This window comes from Massilicoli timonensis (assembly GCF_900199515.1).
Taxonomy (GTDB): domain Bacteria; phylum Bacillota_I; class Bacilli_A; order Erysipelotrichales; family Erysipelotrichaceae; genus Massilicoli; species Massilicoli timonensis.
In genome coordinates, this window is record NZ_LT963434.1 from 855,818 (window position 1) to 879,027 (window position 23,210).

General features: G+C 46.1%; 21 protein-coding genes. 11 read left to right on the top strand and 10 right to left on the bottom strand.

The window, feature by feature from the left end:
* Window positions 1–21: 21 nt before the first annotated feature.
* Genes C1712_RS06220 through C1712_RS06230 form a run of 3 tightly spaced genes read right to left on the bottom strand, consistent with a single transcriptional unit; the run spans window position 22 to window position 3,065 of the window.
* Window positions 22–1,215, bottom strand: coding sequence for a hypothetical protein (locus C1712_RS06220; protein WP_102267768.1), 1,194 nt, complete (start codon window positions 1,213–1,215; stop codon window positions 22–24).
* A gap of 44 nt (window positions 1,216–1,259) precedes the next feature.
* Window positions 1,260–1,868 carry a hypothetical protein gene (locus C1712_RS06225; RefSeq protein ID WP_146003318.1) on the bottom strand — a complete coding sequence of 203 codons (609 nt, stop codon included), beginning with the start codon at window positions 1,866–1,868 and terminating at the stop codon, window positions 1,260–1,262.
* 36 nt (window positions 1,869–1,904) lie between these two features.
* A complete protein-coding gene (locus C1712_RS06230; protein WP_102267772.1) occupies window positions 1,905–3,065 on the bottom strand; it encodes an alanyl-tRNA editing protein in 1,161 nt (386 codons plus the stop codon).
* A gap of 167 nt (window positions 3,066–3,232) precedes the next feature.
* On the opposite strand from C1712_RS06230, the gene C1712_RS06235 reads away from it, so the two are divergent.
* The gene (locus tag C1712_RS06235) at window positions 3,233–4,108 is read left to right on the top strand and encodes a class I SAM-dependent methyltransferase (protein ID WP_102267774.1); all 876 of its coding nucleotides are present in this window, start codon (window positions 3,233–3,235) and stop codon (window positions 4,106–4,108) included.
* 43 nt (window positions 4,109–4,151) lie between these two features.
* On the opposite strand, the gene C1712_RS06240 is transcribed toward C1712_RS06235, so the two are convergent.
* A complete protein-coding gene (locus C1712_RS06240; RefSeq protein WP_102267776.1) occupies window positions 4,152–4,958 on the bottom strand; it encodes an AAC(3) family N-acetyltransferase in 807 nt (268 codons plus the stop codon).
* Window position 4,959: 1 nt separating this feature from the next.
* Window positions 4,960–5,445 (bottom strand): phosphatidylglycerophosphatase A family protein, encoded by a 486-nt coding sequence (locus tag C1712_RS06245; protein WP_102267778.1) that lies wholly within the window; start codon window positions 5,443–5,445, stop codon window positions 4,960–4,962.
* A 146-nt stretch (window positions 5,446–5,591) separates the two neighbouring features.
* Here C1712_RS06245 and C1712_RS06250 point away from each other — a divergent pair, with 146 nt between their 5' ends.
* The gene (locus tag C1712_RS06250; RefSeq protein WP_102267780.1) at window positions 5,592–7,097 is read left to right on the top strand and encodes a carboxypeptidase M32; all 1,506 of its coding nucleotides are present in this window, start codon (window positions 5,592–5,594) and stop codon (window positions 7,095–7,097) included.
* A 183-nt stretch (window positions 7,098–7,280) separates the two neighbouring features.
* On the opposite strand, the gene C1712_RS06255 is transcribed toward C1712_RS06250, so the two are convergent.
* A complete protein-coding gene (locus C1712_RS06255) occupies window positions 7,281–8,366 on the bottom strand; it encodes a carcinine hydrolase/isopenicillin-N N-acyltransferase family protein (protein WP_178200044.1) in 1,086 nt (361 codons plus the stop codon).
* A 227-nt stretch (window positions 8,367–8,593) separates the two neighbouring features.
* Between C1712_RS06255 and C1712_RS06260 the strand changes: the two genes are divergently transcribed.
* The 8 genes from C1712_RS06260 (at window position 8,594) to C1712_RS06295 (ending at window position 16,142) form a co-directional block, all read left to right on the top strand.
* On the top strand, window positions 8,594–10,510 hold the full coding sequence (locus C1712_RS06260) for a BglG family transcription antiterminator (RefSeq protein ID WP_102267784.1): 1,917 nt from the start codon (window positions 8,594–8,596) through the stop codon (window positions 10,508–10,510).
* 13 nt (window positions 10,511–10,523) lie between these two features.
* A complete protein-coding gene (locus tag C1712_RS06265; RefSeq protein WP_102267786.1) occupies window positions 10,524–10,958 on the top strand; it encodes a PTS sugar transporter subunit IIA in 435 nt (144 codons plus the stop codon).
* A 46-nt stretch (window positions 10,959–11,004) separates the two neighbouring features.
* Complete coding sequence (locus C1712_RS06270) at window positions 11,005–11,292, top strand: PTS sugar transporter subunit IIB (RefSeq protein ID WP_102267788.1); 288 nt, start codon at window positions 11,005–11,007, stop codon at window positions 11,290–11,292.
* A gap of 20 nt (window positions 11,293–11,312) precedes the next feature.
* Window positions 11,313–12,587 (top strand): PTS ascorbate transporter subunit IIC, encoded by a 1,275-nt coding sequence (locus tag C1712_RS06275; protein ID WP_102267790.1) that lies wholly within the window; start codon window positions 11,313–11,315, stop codon window positions 12,585–12,587.
* A 14-nt stretch (window positions 12,588–12,601) separates the two neighbouring features.
* A complete protein-coding gene (locus tag C1712_RS06280) occupies window positions 12,602–13,345 on the top strand; it encodes an SIS domain-containing protein (RefSeq protein WP_102267792.1) in 744 nt (247 codons plus the stop codon).
* A 127-nt stretch (window positions 13,346–13,472) separates the two neighbouring features.
* Window positions 13,473–14,594 (top strand): SIS domain-containing protein, encoded by a 1,122-nt coding sequence (locus C1712_RS06285; protein ID WP_102267794.1) that lies wholly within the window; start codon window positions 13,473–13,475, stop codon window positions 14,592–14,594.
* Between the two features lie 94 nt (window positions 14,595–14,688).
* Window positions 14,689–15,402, top strand: a complete 714-nt coding sequence (locus C1712_RS06290) for a GntR family transcriptional regulator (protein WP_102267796.1) — start codon at window positions 14,689–14,691, stop codon at window positions 15,400–15,402.
* Window positions 15,399–16,142 carry a GntR family transcriptional regulator gene (locus C1712_RS06295; protein ID WP_102267798.1) on the top strand — a complete coding sequence of 248 codons (744 nt, stop codon included), beginning with the start codon at window positions 15,399–15,401 and terminating at the stop codon, window positions 16,140–16,142. The genes C1712_RS06290 and C1712_RS06295 overlap by 4 nt, the downstream gene beginning before the upstream one ends.
* 37 nt (window positions 16,143–16,179) lie before the next feature.
* Here C1712_RS06295 and C1712_RS06300 read toward each other — a convergent pair whose 3' ends face one another.
* The 4 genes from C1712_RS06300 to C1712_RS06315 form a co-directional block, all read right to left on the bottom strand.
* Window positions 16,180–17,493 (bottom strand): hypothetical protein, encoded by a 1,314-nt coding sequence (locus C1712_RS06300; protein WP_102267800.1) that lies wholly within the window; start codon window positions 17,491–17,493, stop codon window positions 16,180–16,182.
* Between the two features lie 63 nt (window positions 17,494–17,556).
* A complete protein-coding gene (locus tag C1712_RS06305) occupies window positions 17,557–18,498 on the bottom strand; it encodes an HD domain-containing protein (RefSeq protein WP_102267802.1) in 942 nt (313 codons plus the stop codon).
* Between the two features lie 63 nt (window positions 18,499–18,561).
* Window positions 18,562–20,640: an elongation factor G gene (fusA, locus tag C1712_RS06310; RefSeq protein WP_102267803.1), complete on the bottom strand. Its 2,079-nt coding sequence runs from the start codon at window positions 20,638–20,640 to the stop codon at window positions 18,562–18,564.
* A 12-nt stretch (window positions 20,641–20,652) separates the two neighbouring features.
* Window positions 20,653–21,321, bottom strand: a complete 669-nt coding sequence (locus tag C1712_RS06315; protein ID WP_102267805.1) for an ankyrin repeat domain-containing protein — start codon at window positions 21,319–21,321, stop codon at window positions 20,653–20,655.
* Between the two features lie 326 nt (window positions 21,322–21,647).
* Between C1712_RS06315 and C1712_RS06320 the strand changes: the two genes are divergently transcribed.
* The gene (locus tag C1712_RS06320) at window positions 21,648–23,162 is read left to right on the top strand and encodes an FAD-dependent oxidoreductase (protein WP_102267807.1); all 1,515 of its coding nucleotides are present in this window, start codon (window positions 21,648–21,650) and stop codon (window positions 23,160–23,162) included.
* Window positions 23,163–23,210: the final 48 nt, after the last annotated feature.

Sequence of the window (23,210 nt, forward strand, 5' to 3'; positions counted from 1 at the left end):
TGAGCGTGCATGCTGCTTTTTTTATGCTTGTGTCTTTGGCGTTTCTTCTTTGATGTAAGTCATCTTTTTTAACAGTGCTAGCGCTGTTTCCAATAAGGCAGCTTCCTGATAGATAAACTGCACTTGCAGCGCTTCTTCATCATGCACGATCTGCGCATCTAACACTTGATGATCCACTTCCTTTATCAAACGATAACTGCCCTGCAAGCCTTCCCCATCCATCACGAGCGCATGTTCATAAGCCGCTTTTCGCAAAGGGACAGGCGTTGCTTTCATCATCCATGACCACGGTGCGTTTTCGCTTTCATAAGGTCCGATCAAGATCAGCGCATCGCTGAAAGCATCTTCCTGCTTTTCACACGTACCTATGGCGGCAATGCGCCAGTTGTGAAAAGGATAATATACATGATGGCGGCGGTATCCGAAAGCTGTTGTTTCATCCAGCTTATGCGCCAGATGGATCTGCGGCGTTCTGCCCAGCACCTGACACAATTCACTGTACGCGTGCATCGGAATCGCGATCTGCGCGTCTTTTTCATAGGCAATCTCAAAGCGATCCACGATCTCATGTGCAATCTGTTTGGTCGTTTCATTCATGTTGGCGTAAGTAAAATAGCCTTCTTTCCACAACAGCGCCAAAGCGGTATTGCGATAAAAGGACGCGTCTTTTTCGATCTGATTCCAAACAAATACACGCTGTGCCAGTTCCGGCGCCTCATTCATTGCGATCTCATCATACGACAAGTAGCCAAGCGGGGTGATCACATGTGCTTCCTTTGGCTGCGGTTCATAGCTTTGATGATCCCATGCGATCATGAATTGTGCATCAAAAGCAGCGCCGATGATCTGTTCCCGCATTTCCTCCAGCCATTCATAAAAGTGCGCTTCCAGCAATTCAAAATCCTGATGGGTGAGATAATTGCTGGAATCCTGCAAAGAAAAATCGATCTCGCTTTCCTCCTGTATCTTTTGCATCAGCCTCAAAGCCGCATGATGAAACCCCGCACCGGCATAACTGGTGATCGCCGTTAAGCTCACAAAGCCTTTTTCATACACACATGAAATGATCCCATTTGGACAAAGGTGCAGTTGCACCAGATCGCCATAGTCCTCCACTTTGATCTGTTCCTTTTCGCCCAGCTCTCGCAGTTGCTTGGTAAAGCTTTCCGGCTCCAGTTTCCCCAGCGCGCCTTCCATCAGTAATTCGATTTCCATTTTTTAGCCTCACTTTCCATCTAAAAAAGCTGATTGCTCAGCTTTTATTCTAATCCGATCACTTCTAAGCGCCCCTGCGCATTCTTCATGACCTGAATGCTCATAGACGTCTTCAGCGCATCGTTTGACAGTTCGGTATTCTCATATTTCGCCGTTAAGGATACGATATAACCTTCCCCGCTCGTTTCACCGATATAAAGTGAAGAAGGCGTGATCTTTTCCGTTTTGAGTTCCTTCATCTGCGGCAGAGAATCTTTATCATACTGCTTTACGATCGTCGCATAGCTGTTGTAATAATTGCTCTGCGCATACAGGGAAAACTCCTCGCGGTAATCCTGCGGCAGATACGTCAGACCGCCGATATCCGTACCGTCTTTCTTATTCGCCAGCGTCAGAAAGTCAAAGGCAAAATTCTTTGCCACCAGCTCTGCACATTTTTCTTCATCCGCTCCGTCCTTCAACGCTTTGCTCAGCTGATTGAACAGCTCGGTCTGCGTATTGTTTGGATCCTGCGGTGCTTCATATATCTCATTGGTTACCAGTTTCACCTTTTTATTGGCTTCTTCTTTTTCACTGTCTTCGCCGCCGCAGCCGCTTACCGTAAACAGCAGGCAGGCAAACAAAGCAAGGGTCATTTTCCTAAAATTCTTCACATTGACAACTCCTCTCGCTTTATAAGTATAGCATATTTATTCTGCTGTAAGCAAAATTTTTATCTGTTCAAACAAATTTTTATGCCAAGCGCCGCCGCCCTGTGCCAGCACTTCATTGCCGCCGCCATGCAAATGCAATACCGGGGCAATGCGGCGATATAAATCATCGGCTTTTTCTTCTAAAGTGGAAGAAACGGCGATCACGACCTGCGCACTGTCATAGATCTTTGCCACAAACACGACGATCCGCTCATAATGCGATACGATATAGCGCGCATATTGAGAAAGCGACTTCACGTCAATATCATCAAACTCCATAAAGATCGTATGCGGAAAACGCTTCGCCAAATCAGCGGCGCCCAGTTTATAATACTTGTGCTTCCAAACGATCAGATCGGCACTCAGCGCTTTGACCTCATTGCCCAGCTTATAAATACCGCTGTTAATGTAAAGATGCGGCAGGGCCAGCGCTTTTCCCGCTTCATCCAGCACCGTATAGCGTTTATCAATGTTTTCCAGCAGCTGATCGCCGGCTTGATATAGGATCTTATAGCCGTTTGTCGTCTTTTCATAGCCCATGATATAGATCGACTGAATATAGCGCAAACTTGGCACATGCATACAGCCGCATGGATTATAATCCAGATTGCCGATGCTGACGACGCGCAGATCATCATGTGCCAAACGCTTGAGCGGGGCGTGCTTCATCGCTTCTTCATGGGTCGGATAAAACACCTTGATTGGCAGATCGTCGCGAATCAGGCCATTGCATAAGATCTGTAATTCACTGACCTGTTTTTCACTGAAGCTCTTTAAGTTAAACTCAATATCGTTCTGTTCATCACTCACATGATGCGCCAAGACCTCGGTATGATAAACCTGATTGACCAGCGCCGAGATCAGATGTTGCGCCGTATGGATCTGACATTTGCGAAAACGCGCGTGCATATTGATCGACAGATGCACCTGTCCGCTCAGTTTCACATCCAACAAATGCCAAAGCATACCGCGTTTTTCTCTTAAAGCCAAGACCGGATGATTGGCGATGACCCCCTCATCACTGCTCATGCCGCCGCCCTCATAAAAGAAGATCGTTTCCCGCAAAGCATGCCAGTACAGGCCGTTCTCTTCCTCCACCTCGATCACTTCGCTTTGAAATTCGCTTAAAAAGCAGTCATCCAATAAACGATTCAACATCCTTTCACTCCTTCCTGTTCTCTCTATGTTATTCTCATTCCGATACACTTATTTCTTATTATTTTATCACAGTTCCGTTTGATTTCCTGTCATTTTTTATGTGAAATGATGTTATCTCATGCTATAATGATAGACAATGAGAAAAAAGAAAGAACGGAGGAGCCATGATGAAACAAATTGCGCTGCACTGGGAAGACTATGAATGTCTGGATGCCGGAAACAATGAAAAGCTGGAACGCTGGAAAGATGTGATCCTGCGGCGTCCCGATCCCAGCGCCCTATGGCCGCTTCAGGAGGAAAGCAAGCTGTGGAAGCATCCCCATGCGCATTATCATCGTTCAAAGCAAGGGGGCGGACACTGGGAATACTTAAAGCCGTTAAAGGAGAGCTGGGTCATTTCCTATCGGGATCTGCGTTTTAAGGTGTCGCCGACCGGTTTTAAGCATACCGGCTTATTTCCCGAACAGGCAAGCAACTGGGATTTTATGATGGAACAGATCAAAAACGCCGATCGCGAGATCCGCGTCCTGAACCTGTTTGCTTATACCGGCGGGGCGAGTATGGCCTGTGCGGCAGCCGGGGCGGCGGAAGTCGTGCATGTCGATGCCAGCAAGGGCATGGTGCAGTGGGCAAAAGAAAATATGGCGTTATCCCATTTGGAAAACAAAAAGATCCGTTTTATCGTTGACGATGTCTTAAAATTTGTGGCGAGAGAAAAACGGCGCGGTCATACATATCATGCGATCATCATGGATCCGCCCAGCTACGGACGCGGTCCCAATAAAGAAGTATGGAAGATCGAAGAACAGTTATATCCGCTGGTTGCCGCATGTATGGAAATCCTTGACGATGATCCGCTGTTCTTTTTGATCAACGCTTATACGACCGGTTTCCCGCCGACCGCATTAGAAAACATTTTGGCGTCTACCGTGATGAAGAAACATCCAAACGGCGTGATCGAAGCAGGTGAAAATACATTGCCGATCAGCGCTTCTGCGCTTACGTTGCCTTGCGGCATCTATGGGCGCTGGGTCAAAAAATAAAAGCTGCGCACTAAAAAAGGACATCTGTCCTTTTTTTTGATCGCTAAGCGAACGCACCGTTTTTCAAATGTCCGTATGTAATGGCGATATTGACTGCTTCTCTTGCGGAAAACAGACGGCAGCGGTCATTGTTGATATACATAAATTCAACGATCTTGCGATCCTCCATGACCATGCCGACTTCCTGAAACACGTCGTTTTGATAAGGGATATCCAACAGCTCCTGAAACGCTGTTTCCCCGCCTTTGGCAATCGGTACGCTTACCAAACGCACCGGCAGATCTAACGCATGGTTTGCCATTTGAAATACGGCACAGGAAGCATAGCCGCATCCAAACAGCAGCACATAGCCATTTAACTCACAAAGCTTGCCAAGCGGTGATTCTTCATTCAAGCCGAAATGCAGCGGATGCTTTTCCACGATTACCTTTGCGTACTTGCCCCATGCAAGGAAAGAATAAAGCGGGTGATGGGAACGCAGCACGCCTTCATTGCGCATAAATTGGGCAGCTAATGTATTGCGCGGCGCATCCAGCTTGCGATCAAAAGGACGCTCGCCTTTGCGGATCTGTTCCCACTGCTCCCGATATTCCTTGCCATCCCACAGGCATGCGGGATCTTTTTTATAAGGTGTAAAAGCAGGCATGACCAGCGTGCCTTCATAGCCGATCACTTCCATGATCGCATCGATCAGTGTCTGCGCGCCGCCGATGATCTTCCCCAGCTTTTCCATCTTGCCCTGCACAAGCAGCACCATGCCTTTGCGTACGCCCATGCCCTGCAGCTGTTCCTTGATATAATGCTTATCGCATACGCAGGGAATCTGTTTCTGCTCTTTTCGCTGTGTCATGTTATCCCTCCTGCTCGCTTCTGCTGTTTCCATGCGCCAGTTTTCCCGCTGCCGCTGCGGCGATCGCACCGACGATATCATCAAGAAATGTATGGCACACGCCTTCCTGATGTGTATTCAGCTTGCCGATGATTCCCGGCTTTACCTTGTCGATATAACCGAAATTGGTAATGGCGATCGACCCATACAAATGACAGATACCATATGCCAATACCTCGTCAATGCCATATAGCGGCGCATCCTGCATGAGCAGACGGCGCAGATCCTGATCGATCATACTGCCTTGTTCCGCGCTCCTGTCTAATTCGATTGCCGTTATGATCGCGTGCTGCACCTCCCGCTTATGCAAAACGTCATCTACCATTTTCAGACACTGGGTTACATGCAGATCCTCGATATACTGCTTCTGCAAAAATAAGACGCATTCCGCAATATCCTCTCTGCGCACACCGCGTTTCTCTAATAATCCGACACATTTCATATACATGTGCTTCACCTCGCTTTTTTGACTCTGCTATGCTTTATCATACCGTATTTTATGATGTTCTATGATTGATTTTATAAACTAATTGTATCATAATAAAAACAGTTACGGAAAGGAAAAGATTTCAGATACTGAAATCAGGTATGAAAATGACAAAACAAGAAGCAAGTGCCTTTTTAACTTCCTATATGGAAAAGTTGAGCGCCTACCAGTGTGCGCTGTCGATCATGAATTTCGATCAGTCTACCGTTGCCCCAAAAGACGGTGCACCTTACCGCAATAAATGTGTTGCGATCCTCAGCGGAGAGTTATTCAGTCATTTGACTGATCCCGATGCGATCGCCAAACTAGAAGCGATCGTCAAGATGGAGGATAGCGATGCACTGGATCTGATCAATGCCAAGCTGCTGTTAAAAGATCTAGAGGAACTGCGTTTTTTGCCGAAACCGTTTTATGTTGCTTATCAAAACTGTGTCGGTGATGCTTCCAGCGCCTGGGAGGAAGCCAAAAAGCAAAATGACTATGCGTTGTTTGAACCGCATTTACAAAAAGTCATTACGATGTTGAAGGAATCACTTTCTTACCTGCACAGTGAGAAAAGCGATTATGAAGTGCTGTTAGATCGCTTTCAGCCGGGCATGAGCATGGAAGCCTATGATGAATTTTTTGCCCTGATCAAAAGCAGACTGCTGCCTTTTATCAAACGTCTCCAAAAAGAAGGCAAGCCGATCGACGATACGATCCTGCATCAGCACTATGACAGCGCCGTACAAGAACAAGTCATGCATGATTTACAGGCATATCTCCACTATGACCCGCGCAAGATCTATATGGGCGTTACGATGCATCCGTTCACCTCTAAGATCTGTGCCGATGATACGCGTCTTTCCACCGCTTATGTGGAAGACAATCTGGTTTCTTCGATCTTCTCGATCATTCATGAATATGGACATGCGCTGTATGGCATGCAGGTGGATCGCGCTTATGATGGCATGCCGGCGGGCGACAGTCTTTCACTGGGTATGCACGAGAGTCAAAGCCGTTTACTGGAAAACAATATCGGCAGACGCCGGGCATTTTGGGAAAGCAACTTCCCGCAATTAAAAAAACGATTCCCGGAACAGTTAGAAGCACTGACGCTCGATGATTTCATCAAGCTGCTGCACGTTTCTAAACCATCGCTGATCCGTACCGAAGCCGATGAGCTGACGTATCCGATCCATATTCTGATCCGTTATGAGCTGGAAAAGATGATCTTCAATGAGGATCTGCCTTTAGAGCATTTAGATAAAGTGTGGGCAGATAAATATGAGGAATATCTGGGGATCCGTCCAAGCAAGCCGGCTGAAGGTATTTTACAGGATATGCACTGGGCAAACGGCATGTTCGGCTATTTCCCGACTTATGCGTTAGGCAGTGCGTTTGCGGCACAGTTCTTTGCCCAGATGCAAAAAGATATCCATGTAGATGAAGCACTGAAAAAAGGTGATTTCGACATCATTATGGATTGGCTGAAAGAACATATCCACCGTTATGGGGCAACGAAAACACCGGAAGAGATCATGATGGCCGTGTGTGGCAAGCCCTTTGACCCTAACTGCTACATCGATTATTTGATCGAAACGTACAGCGCCTATTACGGACTTGATCGATAAGTTCCCATTACTTGTTCATAATGAAAAAAAACAGCGAGCAAACGATCACAAGCTGTTGATGCAAATAAAAACCGCTCTTCTTAAAAGAAACAGCGGTTTTTATTTGTCTGTCAACGGTCATCTGTTCTTTTCTGCGACCGTCTGTCTGCTTCAACACGCTCTCTGCGCATCATTTTTTCAGTTTTATTTTTCATCAAACAGGGATATCTCAAAGGTTTGTTCATAATCCCTGCCCATGGAAATCGTAGCCGTGCGTTTGGTGTTGTTGTAAACAACTGACCACTGGGTGGAGCTGATGCTGCCGCTGTCCGTCTTATGCGGCTTCTGTGATGCACTTTTCAACAATTCCATCGCTTCTTTTTCTGAAAGCACGCCGTTTTTGGCATCCAGCTCTGTCGTTAAGATTTCATATCGATCCTGCCCATGACCGAAATCATAATCGCCCGGTGTCAATAAAAAGTTGGTTGCCGCCTGATAAGCGCCTTGCGGCTCTACCAGCTTCATTTCATTGTCGATGTATTCTACGATCACTGAATTGCCTTGCGCATCGGCAATATGGAAATGATAGCAGCTGTTGGCGCTGGAATGCATATCATACTGCTCTAACAGCGCAACCGCTTCTTCTACCGTCGCACAGCGATCTAAGATCATACGGATCGCCGTTGTCGTCGTAATATCGGTCTTATCCGTATCCTGATTGGTTTCCTCGGTTGGGATCAACAAGACGCCGATGCTGAGCCCTTTCTCATTGATGCCGTCTAATGGGGCATAAGGACCGGCTAATGTCGTGATGCTGCTAAGCAGGCTATCCGGCAGTTTTTCCTCTCCATAACCGATAAAGCCTAAGTTTACCATAGAAACCGATTCATAGCCGTCGTCCGGTTTGGTGCGTACCAGCATGGCCGGTGAATAATCTAAATCGAAATTGCGTCCGAACAAGTAATCGCCGTCCGGTGTCGTTGCCGTAAAAGTAGAACAGCCAAGACTGGGAATATTGATTTCGATCGGCAAGCCTTTTAACAGTCTTTTTACCACGAACGATACCAGTTCCCCGTCATTAGAAGCGCCGCCCTGCTCCAAAAACGCATCTAAGCCATAATCACCCTGATAATCCATCGTATAGAGCGGGTAATCATTTACTTTCTCTAATGATCGAAGGGTGCTGATCTCATTGTGGAACAGCGCATATATGCCGATACATACCGCAAGCAGCACAGCTGCGACCGATGCAGCGACAATTTTTAATATTTTCTTTGTTTTCTTGCTCATAATACCTCCCATGTGCCATTGCACATACTCGCTATGATAGCACTTATTACTTTGAATGTCAAACTTTGATTAAAAAGTATTTCCTGTTATATTGATCTGTTTCCCTTGGCAAAGGTAAGAAAAGATGTGGAAGCGCAGGGAAATAGTACAAAAATTGCCACTTGTTTGGGTGAAAATTGGTATTGGCAAAAAACAGGACGATTTTATAATGGAAACAGGAGGCGGCCATGATCACTTTAACCAAAAGACAGAAAGATATTTCCTTATATCTGCTGAAGCAGAACGATTATCTCACCGGCAGACAGCTGGCCGAGCATTTTTCCGTCAGCATCCGTACGATCCGCAATGACCTTGATCAGATCGAAGCCTATTTGAAAGAACGGCAGCTTCTGATCGTGCGCAAAAGCGGAATCGGCGTACGCATTTTCATAGATGTGCAGAAGCGAATGGAATTAAAGCAGATGCTGGAGGCAAGCGATGGACATTACCTCAATAAAGAGGAACGCCATGCCTTGATCTTGACACTGCTGCTGATTCATGATTCCTGTACCTTTCAGGAACTGGGAGAAGCGTGTCAAGTCAGCCGGCAGACGATCATCAACAGCTTTGCGGAAATTGAAGCGATCATCAAAAAGAACGCTTTGCATATCACGAAGCAGCAAGGCGTCGGGATTTCTTTAAGCGGTGATGAGCGTGCGCTGCGGCAGCTTTTCCTGCAGATGGTAAATGAATATCCGCTGATCGTAAGCAACGCCGTTCCTTTACAGCTGGCAAGTGAACGCTATGACAGCGTCATATCCCAAATGATCCGGGAAATCGAACATGCCCACAGCATTCGTTTCGTCAATAAAAACCGTTTGACGCTGCTGCTGACTTTCTTTTTATGGCGCATGGAACAAGGGCATTGTCTAAAACGTGCCAAACGATTACAAAAGCAAGAGGAAGAACTGTTTCATACCTTGACGCCTTATATCAGCGCAAAAGCGGAACGCGCCTATATCAGCACCATTATGCTGAGTGAACGCATGCAGCAGGATCATGCTTCCGAAACGATCTACGATGACGCTTATCTGATTTCTCATGAACTGCTGGACGCCTTAAAAAGGCTGCACCACATTGATGAACTGGAAGATGAAGAAATGATACGCGGATTAACGATCCATATTCGCTCTGCCATCTACCGCATCCGCAATCACATTGCCATACGCAATGAACTGTTGGAAGAAATCAAGCTTTCGATCTCTTTGATCTATGCGTTTACCCGCAAGCAGCTCTCGCTCATGGAAACACGCTTTCACATTCATTTCAACGAGCATGAAACAGCTTATATCGCCATGTATATCGCTTCGATCTATGAACGCAATATCAAAGCATCTACTACGCTGCACATCTTGCTGGTCTGTTCCTTCGGTTTGGCAAGCAGCGCTATCCTAAAGACCCGCATCGAACAGACGTTGGCCGAATGTCATGTCGACGGTCCGATGTCAAAGGCCGAAGCGGAAATATTTTTATCAAAGCAGAAAGTGGATCTCATTATTTCCACCAATACCTATGAACGAAATGATATTCCGGTGCTGGTCGTCAATCCGCTGCTATCCGCAAGCGACATCGAAAAGATCAAAAATCGCCTGTTTCAGGATTCTTATTCCAAGATGTGCGATCACTTTATCAAGTCCAGCGAAAGCAGTGAAATCGCAAAAATACCGCATGCGATCAGTGATTATATCGAAAAAGACGCCATACAGGTCATCGAACGCTGTGAAAGCTGGGAAAAGGCGATCGCCTTGGCAGCCGCTCCGCTGTTGGCGAAGCAAGCGATCGAACAGCGCTATGTGAACGCTATGATCGACGCGGTAAAAAACTATGGCACTTATATGGTCTTGACACCGGGCTGTGCTTATGTCCATGCCGGGATCCATGACGGCATCAAAGAGAACTGCACGGCGCTGCTTACGATGCATCAGCCGCTGCTTTTCGGTGATCACAACGCAAAAAGCGTTCATACCATCGTCGTATTGGGGATCCATGACAAAGAGGACAACGATTTATTGAATTTGGCATATATTTTAGAAAAGGAGCGCAATATCAAGACACTGTGCGCAAAAGACGTCGATGTGCAGGCGATCTTATCCATGCACGACTGAAAGGAGAAAGACAATGGAAGAAGTGATACATTTTCATCATATTTTAATCAATCAGCATGCTGATTCATGGGAGGACGCCATCAGACAGGCAGCCGCTCCGCTGATCAAAAGTGAAGCGATCAAGGAAGCGTATGTCGACAGCATGATCAACAGCGTCAAGACGTTGGGACCATACATCGTCATCATGCCGCATTTTGCCTTAGCGCATGCCGCACCTAGCGATGCGGTAAAACGAAGCGAGATTTCCATCGCAACCTTTGTGGAAGATGTCATCTTTCACAGCGACAATGACCCGGTGAAAGTCGTCATGTGCCTTGCCTGCAAAGATAAGACTTCGCACATGAAACAGTTATCACTGATTGCGGAAAAGCTGATGAAGGAAGAGATCATCGAACAGATCTGTGCCTGTCAAAGCGTACAAGCGCTGTATGAATTATTGAATCAATAGCCTAAAGTATCTCTACTTTAAGCATAGATGAGAAAGGAGGAACATCATGAAAGTACCTAAGATCCAAACCGTATGCGGATTTGGCTGCGGTTCTTCGCTGATGCTGCGCATGAACATCGAAGCCATTGCCAAAAAAGCCGGTGTTGCCATTGAAGCATTTTGCGGAGATGTCGGAACTTGTCTTTCCAATCAATGCGATGTCATCTTTATTTCCAAAGAATTGGCAGAACGCATTGAAGATCGGGCAAGCGTGCCGGTTGTCGTCATCGGCAATTTCATGAACAAGGCGGAAGTGGAAGAAAAGACACTCGCCTACTTTGAAACATTGAAATAAGATAGAAAGGGGTTTACTTTATGGTAGTTTTAGATTTTATTATCAATGAGATCTTCGGTCAGGGTGCGATCTTTATTGCGCTGATCGCCATGATCGGTCTGCTCTTGCAGAAGAAAAGCGCATCGGAAGTCATCCGCGGCACCTGTATGACCGCAGTTGGTTTCTTTATCTTATCGACCGGTACCGGTTTGATTACCGGCAATTCCATTGACGGTATCGCTACGGCATTCAATACGATGATGCCGCAGGCGATTCCTTCCACCACTGTTGATATCGGTGCGCAGTTTGGTACTGAGATCGGTATCGTTATGGTCGTTGCTTTTGCCATCAACTTGCTGGTGGCGCGTTTCACGAAGTGGAAATCGGTATTTTTGACCGGGCATATGCTTTACTGGTTTCCGTTTGTCTTTATCGCAGCCGGCGTAGATGCCGGATTGACCGGTGGTAAACTGATCGCTTTGGCGACTGTCTTTACTGCGGTGTATATGATCGTTTCACCGAACCTGATGCGTCCGTTTGTGAAACAGGTAACGGGTGATGATTCTTTTACCATCGGGCATCCGACAACCTGTCTTTCCGTGATGTCCGGCTTGATCGGTAAAGTCATCGGCAACAAGAACAAATCAACAGAAGATCTGAAGATCCCGCAGTCTTTCGGCTTCTTGCGTGAAATTGCGATCACCGGTTCTTTTGCGATCGCGATCACTTATCTGGTCATGTATTTCATCTTGCTTGGCAATGGCTATGATCCTGCCGTCGTATGGGGCTACAGCGAAGCTTCGACCGGTGTTTTCACTTATATCTTTACCCATGCCATCTATTTCGGTGTCGGCATTACCATCATGTTACAGGGTGTGCGTATGCTGATCGCGGAAATCGTACCGGCATTTAAGGGAATCGCCGATAAATTTGTACCGGATGCCATCCCGGCGCTGGATGTACCGGTTATCTTCCCATATGCGCCAAATGCCTTGATCATCGGATTCCTAGTTGCTATGGTCACTTCTACGATCACGATCTTATTGACTGCCGGCATGTTCCCGACCGTTATCATTCCGCTGATCTCTACCTGCTTCTTTGAGATCGGCTGTGCGGCGATCGTCGGCAATGCGACCGGCGGGGTACGCGGTGCGATCGTCGGTGCGGCGTTATCCGGAGTCGTTATGGTATTGCTGGTAGGCTTCGGCGCTTACTTCTTCAATAACACGATCCAGCAGTGGATGTTAGTCTACGGCGGTCAGGACTTCTCGCTGTGGGGCATCATCGAAGGCTTTATTGCCGGATTGATCGCATAGAAAGAAGGCGTTTTATGCAGTTTCTGTATTTAGATCGCATCCATGAACTGTTAAGCTGCATCGAACAGGAAGAAACAGGTGCCATGGAAGCATGTGTGGAACTGTTAGCGAAGTGTGTGATGGATCATCATTCCATTTATACCTTCGGTGCCAGTCATGCCGGTATCCTCAGTGAGGAACTGTATTATCGTGCCGGCGGGCTCATGCTCTTCAATCCGATCTTTGCAAGAGAGCTGATGTTAGACAATGAACCGATCACCCTGACATCGAAAATGGAACGCTGCGTCGGCTATGGCACGCAGATCGCCAACAGCAAGGTATCGTTTCAAGAGGGCGACGTCTTGATCATTCATTCCGTATCCGGGCGCAATCCGGTCTCGATCGAAATCGCCATGGAAGCCAAGAAACATCATGCCAAAGTCATCGCGATCACCAATCTCGCTTATTCAAAAAGTGTTTCTTCCCGTCATCCAAGCGGGAAACGCCTGTTTGAATTGGCCGATTTGATCCTAGACAATCACGGTGATATCGGCGATGCCTGTGTTTCCATCAGCGGACTGGAACAAAAGGTATCGCCTACCTCTACCGTAGCAGGCGCCGTGATGCTGAATGCGATCGTTGCGGCATTGGCACAGCGTCTGGTGGATCTGGGCATGAAGACACCGCCGATCTTCTACAGCGCCAATTTAGACGGCGGCGATGCGAAAAACGAAGAACTGTACCAGGCCTATCGTTCCAGCATTCACTATTCTTTTTGATCAAATACAGCGTCATGTTGCGGACATGGCGCTTTTCTTATTTTCAGGTGATTTGGTATTGATTTTGTCATAACAATTTGGTATAGTAAAAGCATAAATTGGTATAGCCATAACTAAGGAGGACATTATGAGCGAAAATAAGAAAAACATGAATGATTTTATCTTGGAAGCAAGAGAAGTCGGGCTGGAAAATTTAGGTAAGCGAAAAGAATTAACTGCATCTTTGGTCGATCTGTATGTGAAAAACAACTATAAAGACGTGACCATCGTTGCCTGCGGTTCTTCCAGCAATGCGTCTAACTGCGCCAAAGTATTCATGCGTGATGTATTAGATGCGGAAGTAAAGGTCGTATCACCTTTTACCTTTGAACACTATGAAAACAAAGTGAGCGATGATACGATGGTATTCGTCATCAGTCAGAGCGGTTACAGCACCAATTCGATCTCGGCCTTAGATAAATTAAGAGCGATGGGCAAACAGGCGATCGGCATCACCGGCGATGTCAATTCCGATATGAAAGACCACTGTGATCTGTTAGTGGACTATGGCGTTGGCGTAGAAACGGTCGGCTATGTAACCAAAGGCGTTGTTACGCTGTGTGAATACCTGATGCTGTTTGCTTTGGAGGCGGCGTTAAGAACCGGACGTATCAATGAAGAACGCTATCAGTATTTCATCGATCAGATCGAACTGGCATTTACCTGCCATAAAGAGATGTATGATGCGACTTTGGCTTTCTATGAAAAGAACAAAAAAGTATTGTTAAGCATGCCGCATGTTTATGTATGCAGCTGCGGTGCGGCAATGGGCCCGGCACTAGAAGGCGCTTTGAAGATCGGTGAAACGATCCAGATTCCTTCTTTCGCTTATGAGATCGAGGAATATATCCATGGTCCAAACCTACAGCTGACCCCGAATTATCCGGTATTCTTCATTGACAACCACGATGAGACCAGCAGTCGTATCGCCCAGATCTATGATGCGACAAGCGCTGTCAGCGATAAGACGTTCATGATTTCCAACAACCGCAAAGGTGATCGCATCATCTCGATCGAACATGCGACTTGCCCAAATGTTGCGCCGTTATATGAAGTCGTACCATTCCAGTATCTGGCTTACAAGGTTACGACGGAATTAAAGAAATGGTCCAAACATCCGATGTTTAAGGAATTTGATAAGATCGCTTCCAGCAAGAGCGAAAATTACCGTACCAACAGTCCGCTTGCCACAAATGAGGACGAACTGTAAAAAAGAAGCAAAACGAGAAAAAGCAGAAAATTCTTCTGCTTTTTTTGACAGATACGCCAGAAACGTGTAAGATACAGGTAAACCGAGGTATTTTATGAAACGATTGACACAGGATATTATGATCTGCAATGAATTAAAATATATGATTGCGCACCGGCCGATCCGCGAAGGGGAAAAGCTGCCCAGTGAACGAGAGCTGGCGCAGCTATTGCATGTGCAGCGGGCGACGATCCGCACCGGATTGAAACTGCTGATGCAGGAGGGCTGGATCTATTCCCGCAACCGCAGCGGCTACTATGCTTCTAAGCGCCGCATCATTAAAAATGTATCGCGTCTTGCTTCCACGACACAAGTGATGTTAAAGGAAGGAAAACTGCTGCGGCTTCATGTCGTCTCGATCAAAGAAGTCGCGCTTCCCCTTGACAAACAGGAAAAAATGCAGACAAAGGAAAAAGCGGCTTATGAGGTAAAGCGGATCCGGGAAATCGAAGGTGAACCGGTTTCCTTAGAAATCTCTTATCTTCCTAAAACGCTGGTACCGGATTTTGAAACACAGCCGTTTCATGAAAAGTCTTTATATGGCATCTTAGAAGATCATTATCAGTTTTGGCTGGATCGCTCCGCACAATCGATCTTGGTAGAGCGCTGTGATCGGGAAATCGCAGATCTGCTTCAAGTGGAGGAAGGCTGCTTCTTAGTAAAACAGGAGGGGGTCGTATATGATCGAAGCGGACAAGCGATCGAATTTGCGCAAAGCTATATGAAGCCGGATCGTTTCATCTATGAAAGCAGTGGTGAAAGCGAATGAACAAACAGCCGATGTATATGCAGATACAGCAGGATTTGTTGAAAAAGATCAATGACGGCACCTTTCTGCCGGGAGAGATGATTCCCAGTGAACGACAACTGGCAGCACAGTATCAGGTAAGCCGTCTGACGGTGCAAAATGCCGTAAACGCTTTGGTCGAAGCAGGCAAGCTCGTACGCTCCAAAGGCAAAGGCACCTTTGTGATCAAACGTAATTCCGGCAAATTTTCATGGAACAGTCCTAATACGATGGGACTAAGCGCCATCTTCAAGGAACGCGGGATCCGTAAGAAAGACAAAGTGCTGATCAGTGATGAAATACCGGCATCTCCTTATCTTGCCGATAAATTAAGTGTACCTCTGCATACGCCGCTTTTCATTTTAACGCGTATTCGTTGTGCAGACGATGATTCTTTTGCCGTGGAATACAGTTATCTGCCGCTGCACTACTTTCCTGATATTGCGGAATATGACTATGCCCATGTATCGCTTTATGCATACATGCGCAGCCGCGAACATCTCCCGGTTTCTTTTCGACAAAAGCTCATCATCATTGCGGCTGACGAAAAACTGGCGAAACAGTTAAGCATCCCGCTAGGTGATCCGCTTTACTACTTTGAATTTACCGGCATAGATGAAGCAGGCAATCTGGTCGAATATACCGAAAGCTATATTCGTTGTGACAAAACGACTTTTATCTATGAAGCAATGCGCGACAATACGAATGCTTACATGAAATAAAAGGGCCAATCAGCCCTTTTTATATGGATGCCTCGTCTTATCTTTTTATAGCATGCGCATCAATCATTTCTGCCAATTTATCAGCTCGTTTATCCATGCGTGATACAATGTTGTCTAACATTTTTTCATAATCGCTTTTATTTATTTTATCAAAATTATAATCTAAGGAAGCATTTGTGAACAGTTTTTTTCCATACAAACGTCCATCCTTTACACCAAATTCCTCCTCTAATGCCAAGTGTACTTGATTCTCTATTAAAAACGCTTTCCATCTCTCCAATTCCTTTTTATCCGCTTTCGAAACGATCGCTCCTCTACAATTAGTTTTCACAAGATTACATTCATTTTCATTAAGCGCAAGTTCGATCAATTCCACAAATAAAGATAACTGATCATGCGCTTCATATTTTTTGTCCTTTATGATGCATTTGCCGATGCCTTTGTACTGATTCATATTTTGTGGCAGCGGCATCATATTAGAAATTGAATAAACTCGTTGTATCAATACATTTAATTTAGGAAAGGCTTTGGTCAGCTTTTCCCATTCCCCGACAACTTTTTCATCATGCAGTACATAACGATGTACAAATTCCTTTTTTCCTATTTGATCTAAATTATACTTTTTATCTGCGTAAGGCAATCGCAATCCGATTTTACAGATTCCCCAAAATGACTGCATAATATCATAATAGCCAAAATCATTCCAATTTAATAAACGATACAATTCCCAATTATGCTCTCCCGGCTTTTCCAGATCCTTGCTAATCGGATCACAGTGAAAACGGCAGATTTCTTCCATTGGATCATGGCAATGATATTTTTGAGGCAGAAGCGACTGTAAAAAGCATGCCTTTAATACTGCTTTTAAGGCGCTGTTTCGCCAATAAGAACGTAATTGAAAGCGCTCCTGGTCTGTTTTTTCTAAAATTTGACTGTCACACATTTTTTCACTCGCTTCCTGCAAATACTTCCTATTCAATTTATATTTTTCTGCACATTCCGTAATCGAACAACTTTCTTCTAACAGCGCAAACAAGATACATCGCCATCCATCTGCCGTTATTTCCCCGATCTTTTCTTCGTTCAACCGCTTCAATATCTGAAACTGTGCTTGCGTTAGCTTTAACGCATCCTTTATCTTATATTGTTTTCCCTCACACTGAATGAGTCCTTTTTTCAGTAGTTTTCTCAATGCTTTCTCAACTGTCTCTATTTTGTAATGTGTTGGCTTCATTAGATCCATAGTAGAAAAATGCGTTCTTTGTGTATGACACACTTCATTTGACAATACCAACAAAATAAAAAACTCCGTTTTATTGACTCCCAGATGAACAAACTCTTGAAGCTCCATTTTTTCCTCACTTCCTTTTCCCCCCCCTATAACAAACAAGGCACCTGTCAGTGCCTCATTTTTTTACTGTTTCTTCGCAATCGCTTCATCTTCCCACTGTTCGATCAAATGATTCGCATCAGCGATGGAAATCGGTTCCAGTTTTTCGATTTCACTGTAAGGGGTCGTGATTGCCTGCCATTTCATCATACTTTTCTGATAACAGTAGCTTTCCTGTCCATTGCTTTGATAAATGGTGTCTTTTTCCTTGAAATAGGACACGAATAACTCTTTATAAATCGTATTCAGCTCCCAGAACATCGCATAATCCTGAAGCGGCGAAAATGCGTCGATCAGCTTGGAAAAATACCAGCAATGGTGCTGCTTGCCGCGGTTAAAACGATTCCACACCGCCTCGCCCTCCTGTAAATAATTGGCTTTGGTGCTGCGTAAATTGGCGAGCTTATCGGCGCAGGAAATCATCAGATTATCCAGCGTAGCCTTCGTTTCCAAATAATTGACATAATTCTGTTTGCGCTCTTCCCATGATTTCCCCTCTTCCTGCGTACAGTCTTCCACCAGCATCCGCACGCGTTTGCCAAAGCGCTGTTCCAGCTCTTCTTTGCTTGTTCCCGTATCCTCTAATGTATCATGAAGCAGACCGGCGATGATGACATCTTCTTCAGCGCCCGCATCCGTCAAGATCTGCGCGACCTCAAAAGGATGCACGATATAAGGAATTTTTGTTCCCTTGCGCATTTGTCCTTCATGAGCGACACAGGCAAACTGGATCGCCTCATGCAGCTTCATATACTGTTTGGTCGGCGGTGCACCGGACGCATCCTCCTTGCGGATCAAATGCAGCGCTTCCGCTTTGCTTAATTCTTGAAAATTCTCTTTGAAGCGCAGGATCTCTCCATACAGATTACACTTCTCAAAGCTGTGCGTAACCTTGGAATAAATAAAGGCCCCTTCTCCCTGCACCTTGAAGATACTGCCGGATTCACTCAAATAATAGTTTGCCACTGCTTCCCCTCCTTTTTCATAAAAGGAAAGAGAACCGACAGGCTCTCTTCCTTTTCCTGCTTGTTATTCTTCCATTTCCGCTCTTGCCTGCGCGATCACGCGCTCTGCCAGATTGGCAGGCAATGGTTCATAGCGGTCAAACACCTGTGTAAAGGTACCGCGTCCCTGCGTCATTGCCCGCAGCTCGATCGGGTACTTCATCATTTCCGCCATCGGCACATGCGCCTGGATCAACTGATAGCCATCCTGCTGATCCATGCCGATGATCATGCCGCGGCGCTTATTGAAATCGCCCATGATCGTTCCGGTATATTCATCCGGCACTTTTACGCTTACCTGCATGATCGGTTCTAATAAAATCGGATTGGCTTTTGCCATCGCGTCCTTAAAAGCCAGACGTGCCGCCATGATAAACGCCATTTCTGATGAATCGACATCATGATATTTACCGTCCGTAAGCACCGCTTTGATATTCACCACTTTATAACCGGCAAGCGCACCATGTTCCATACATTCTCGCAAGCCTTTCTCCACTGCCGGGAAGTATTGACGCGGTACGGCGCCGCCGAATACTTTTTCCTCAAATACCATTTCTTCCTCGTCTTCATTCGGTGAGAAATCAACGAATACATGTCCGAATTGTCCATGACCGCCGGTCTGTTTCTTATGACGGCCTTCGCCGGTTACCGCTTTGCGGATCGTTTCCCGATACGGCACCTTCGGTTCTTCCAATAATACCTCTGCTTTATATTTGGCTTTTAACTTCGCCAAGATCACTTCAATATGCTGATCCCCGACACCGTATAATACCATCTGTTTTGTTTCCGGGTTATTGACGACTTTCATCGTCGGATCTTCTTCACACATCCGCTGTAAGCCGTTGCTCATCTTATCCTCGTCATTTTTCGTCTTCGGTGAGACCGCCATTGCCAGCATCGGTTCACTGAATTTGATCGGATCGATCAAGATGCGCCGATCCTTATCACAGAGGGTATCATTGGTCTGCGTTGCCTGTAATTTCACAACTGCCCCGATATCGCCGGTAAACAGCTTACCGACCGCAGTTTGATGTTTTCCCTTGATGATATAGATCGTATTGATCTTTTCACTGCGGTCTTTATTCGTATTATAAACGAGCGAATCGCTGCTCATGACGCCGGACAATATTTTCAAATAAGAGATCCTGCCGACAAACGGATCGACGATCGTTTTGAATACCTGTGCGGAAAGCACTTCATTCTCATTGGTTGCCAATTCTACCGGTTCATTGTTTTCCATCGCCACATAACTGCCGCTTTCTCCATAAGCCGGGAAATATTTGATGATCAGATCCATTAAACGTTCAATACCGGTGGAATTGATCGCACTGCCGCTGAATACCGGACGAATCTCGCCGCTGCGCACGCCGATACGCACCCCACGTGTCAATTCTGCTTCCGTAAACGCTTCGCCGCTGAAATATTTTTCCATCAGCTCATCATCACCCATGGCGATCGCTTCGGCGATCTGATCACGATAAGCCGCTACCTGCTGTGTATAATCATCCGGAATCGGCTGGGCTTTCTGCGGATCCGCCAACGGTCCTTTGAAATACCACGCTTTATCACGCAAAATATTGATCGAGCCGATCACTTCGCCGTTTTCCCGAATCGGTACTTCAAATGGAATGACGCTTTTGCCAAACGCATCGCGCAGTCCTTCATAAGCCGTTTCAAAAGAAGCATGGTCTTCATCTACTTTATTGATGAAGAAAATCGTCGGCAGTTTATGTGCCTGTGCCGCTTCCCACGCTTTGATCGTACCGCTCTGCACACCGTCCTTTGCCCCGACAACGATGAGCGCATTATCGCCGACCGCAAGTCCTGCCTCCTGTTCACCGATGAAATCCAAATAACCCGGTGTATCGATGAAATTGATCTTGTTCTCCTTCCATTCGATCGGCACTAAACTCGTATAGACAGAAATACCGCGTCTGATTTCTTCCGCATCATAGTCGATCAGTGAACTTCCTTCACTGGTCTTGCCAAAGCGATCGCTCGCATTGGTAAAGTAAAGCATCGCTTCCAATACTGCCGTTTTCCCTGCACCGGAGTGTCCCAATACACTGACATTGCGCACTTCATGAGCTAAATAATCCCGCATACCGTTTCCCTCCTATTTCAAGATCGGCTTTAACTGAGCCAAGCAGTGTTCTCTTACATAGTGGATCGCCTTGTTTCCTTCTTTATCCACCATCTCTTTGTCCGCACCGGCCGCTAACAGTTCTTCCACAAGCGACACATATCCACCGTATGCGGCACGCATCAGCGCCGTACAACCATTGTTGTCAAACGCATTCACATCGGCGCCGCGGCTGATCAGCAACCGAATCGTATCCTTCTTGAACGCCACGCACGCTTCCATCAAAGCCGTACGTCCCACTTCATCCTGCGCATTGATATCCGCACCATGATCCAGCAACAGTTCACAGCAGCGATCCTGTCCTAAAAAAGCCGCCCGCATCAACGCATTGCGCCCGCGATCATCCTGTTTATTGACATCGGCGCCGGCTTCGATCAGCTTCTTACAGATCGTTTTATTGCCTTTTTTCGCTGCGCCCATGATAGCGGTCTTTCCTTTATGATCTTCGATGTTTACATCGGCGCCGTTATCCAGCAATACGCGCACGATATCCTTATAATCACGTTTTGCGGCACGCATCAGTGCCGTTCTGCCGTCGCCGTTTTGATAATTGATATCCACTCCTTTTGCCATTTCCGCGCATACTGCGGTAAAATCACCGTTTCCGCAAGCGTCCCAAAATACTTTGTTGAATTGATCCATGATACCTTCCTCCTTTTATATGATATTTGATCATGAAAGATAAATAACGGGGATAAAAAATGACGCAAGCATATTAACACCAGCGTCATTCAGAAAGCCCTGTCGAAAACTAGGTTGTCGCCAACCGCAATAGGATTTTTGTTGTTGCCGCCATAACTCATCATGACAATCACGCTCCTACTTGTTTTCTTTGTACTTTTATTTTACTATGAATTTCATTTTATGCAAGCGTTTTCACTCATTTTCATCAACTTTTCAAGATTCCCGTTTCCCTTAACGCATAAGCAAGGGTTTTATCCTCATACTAATCATGAGGTGATATACAAATGAAACGTTCTTACTGGATCAAAGAACCTTCTGTAGCTTACACGTCACTAAGCGATTCTATCCATGTGGATACGCTGGTGATCGGCGGCGGTATGTGCGGTTTGATGTCCGCCTATTATTTGAGCCATACCGATCGCCGGATCGCTTTAGTAGAGGCAGAAAGGATCGGACAGGGGGCAAGCGGCAGAAACACCGGCAAGCTGTCGGCACAGCAGGGCTTTCTTTACAGCGATCTGATCAAGACCCACGGTGAAGCAAAAGCACGGCTTTACTATGAAGCAAACCGTGATGCCATTACCGCTTTGGAAGATCTGATCAACGATGAAAAGATCAACTGTCAGTTTCGGCGTGTAGATGCAATGTTAATGGCGCTTGACGAGCGGGAACAAGAAGCACTAGAAAAAGAGCGGCAGGCATATGATGCTTTGCGGATCCCTTATGAAGTCGTTACTCAGCCGCCCTATGAGATGCCTTTTGTCAAGGGATTGAGAATGATGAAACAGGCGCAGTTCCACCCTTATCACTTTATGCTGGAATTAGCACAGCGTATGCATCAAAACGGTGTTGCCATTCATGAGCACAGTCCCGTAACTGCGATCAACAAGCAGAAAGAGGGTTACGCCATTACCTGCAACAACTGCACGATTCATGCGAAATCAATCATCATGGCAACACATTTCCCGATCAGTGACCATGGCAATCTGTTTTTTACCAAGGTGGATTTCGTACAGGGCGATCTGTTGGCTGCCAAAAGCGCCTATCCGCTGCATGATACGATGATGATCAACATCGACAGCGATCACATCTTTTCAGCGCGCACGCAGATAGATGATGATGGAAGCGTATTGGCCATTTTAAGCGGCAATCAGCATCATGCCGGTTTTATGACTTTGGAAGATCATGACCGGTGGGTCAAGATGTGCACCCGTCAGTTTCAGCTGAAACAGCCGATCCTTACATGGCGCAATCAAGATTATGTATCACATGACCGTTTGCCTTTCATCGGCAATCTGATCGCCGATGATCCAAGCATACAATTCGCAAGCGGATTCGGTAAATGGGGCAATACGATGAGCGTGGTCGCCGCCAAGACAATGGTCGCCAATTTACTGGTGGAGATGACGCCCTACGCAGCGCTTTTTGCACCCCATCGCCGTCAGGTAATCTTTCAAAGCAGTTATTTCCTTGGAAATATGAAGATGATCAAACATTACTTGACCAGCCACATAAAATCCTTTTTCCCTGATCACTACCCTTTTCATGTGCGCACCTTCCATGAAAACGGCACCGTTTACGGTGCGGTGGAAAAAGATGGGAAGCTGTCGATCGTCAATATCCGCTGTCCCCATCTTGGCTGTATCCTTAACTACAATGCCGTTGATGAAACATGGGACTGTCCATGCCACGGTTCACGCTTTACTTATGATGGAAAACTGATAAAAGGACCTGCCGATCAAGACCTTCATGACATCGAAGAAGCACCGAATACGATCGATCCTCATATAATAGACTAGTCATGATAAAAATGACGAATGTTCCTCTTCCTTCAAAAAAGACTGTCT

Excerpts from the sequence above, each read along its gene's own strand:
- C1712_RS06285 (WP_102267794.1), top strand. The coding sequence starts at position 13,473 with ATGAGCGAAAATAAGAAAAACATGAATGATTTTATCTTGGAAGCAAGA.
- C1712_RS06255 (WP_178200044.1), bottom strand. The coding sequence starts at position 8,366 with ATGAGCAAGAAAACAAAGAAAATATTAAAAATTGTCGCTGCATCGGTC.
- C1712_RS06320 (WP_102267807.1), top strand. The coding sequence starts at position 21,648 with ATGAAACGTTCTTACTGGATCAAAGAACCTTCTGTAGCTTACACGTCA.
- C1712_RS06230 (WP_102267772.1), bottom strand. The coding sequence starts at position 3,065 with ATGTTGAATCGTTTATTGGATGACTGCTTTTTAAGCGAATTTCAAAGC.
- C1712_RS06220 (WP_102267768.1), bottom strand. The coding sequence starts at position 1,215 with ATGGAAATCGAATTACTGATGGAAGGCGCGCTGGGGAAACTGGAGCCG.
- C1712_RS06315 (WP_102267805.1), bottom strand. The coding sequence starts at position 21,321 with ATGGATCAATTCAACAAAGTATTTTGGGACGCTTGCGGAAACGGTGAT.
- C1712_RS06275 (WP_102267790.1), top strand. The coding sequence starts at position 11,313 with ATGGTAGTTTTAGATTTTATTATCAATGAGATCTTCGGTCAGGGTGCG.
- C1712_RS06280 (WP_102267792.1), top strand. The coding sequence starts at position 12,602 with ATGCAGTTTCTGTATTTAGATCGCATCCATGAACTGTTAAGCTGCATC.
- C1712_RS06260 (WP_102267784.1), top strand. The coding sequence starts at position 8,594 with ATGATCACTTTAACCAAAAGACAGAAAGATATTTCCTTATATCTGCTG.
- C1712_RS06240 (WP_102267776.1), bottom strand. The coding sequence starts at position 4,958 with ATGACACAGCGAAAAGAGCAGAAACAGATTCCCTGCGTATGCGATAAG.
- C1712_RS06250 (WP_102267780.1), top strand. The coding sequence starts at position 5,592 with ATGACAAAACAAGAAGCAAGTGCCTTTTTAACTTCCTATATGGAAAAG.
- C1712_RS06290 (WP_102267796.1), top strand. The coding sequence starts at position 14,689 with ATGAAACGATTGACACAGGATATTATGATCTGCAATGAATTAAAATAT.
- fusA (WP_102267803.1), bottom strand. The coding sequence starts at position 20,640 with ATGCGGGATTATTTAGCTCATGAAGTGCGCAATGTCAGTGTATTGGGA.
- C1712_RS06300 (WP_102267800.1), bottom strand. The coding sequence starts at position 17,493 with ATGGAGCTTCAAGAGTTTGTTCATCTGGGAGTCAATAAAACGGAGTTT.
- C1712_RS06265 (WP_102267786.1), top strand. The coding sequence starts at position 10,524 with ATGGAAGAAGTGATACATTTTCATCATATTTTAATCAATCAGCATGCT.
- C1712_RS06270 (WP_102267788.1), top strand. The coding sequence starts at position 11,005 with ATGAAAGTACCTAAGATCCAAACCGTATGCGGATTTGGCTGCGGTTCT.
- C1712_RS06245 (WP_102267778.1), bottom strand. The coding sequence starts at position 5,445 with ATGTATATGAAATGTGTCGGATTATTAGAGAAACGCGGTGTGCGCAGA.
- C1712_RS06235 (WP_102267774.1), top strand. The coding sequence starts at position 3,233 with ATGAAACAAATTGCGCTGCACTGGGAAGACTATGAATGTCTGGATGCC.
- C1712_RS06295 (WP_102267798.1), top strand. The coding sequence starts at position 15,399 with ATGAACAAACAGCCGATGTATATGCAGATACAGCAGGATTTGTTGAAA.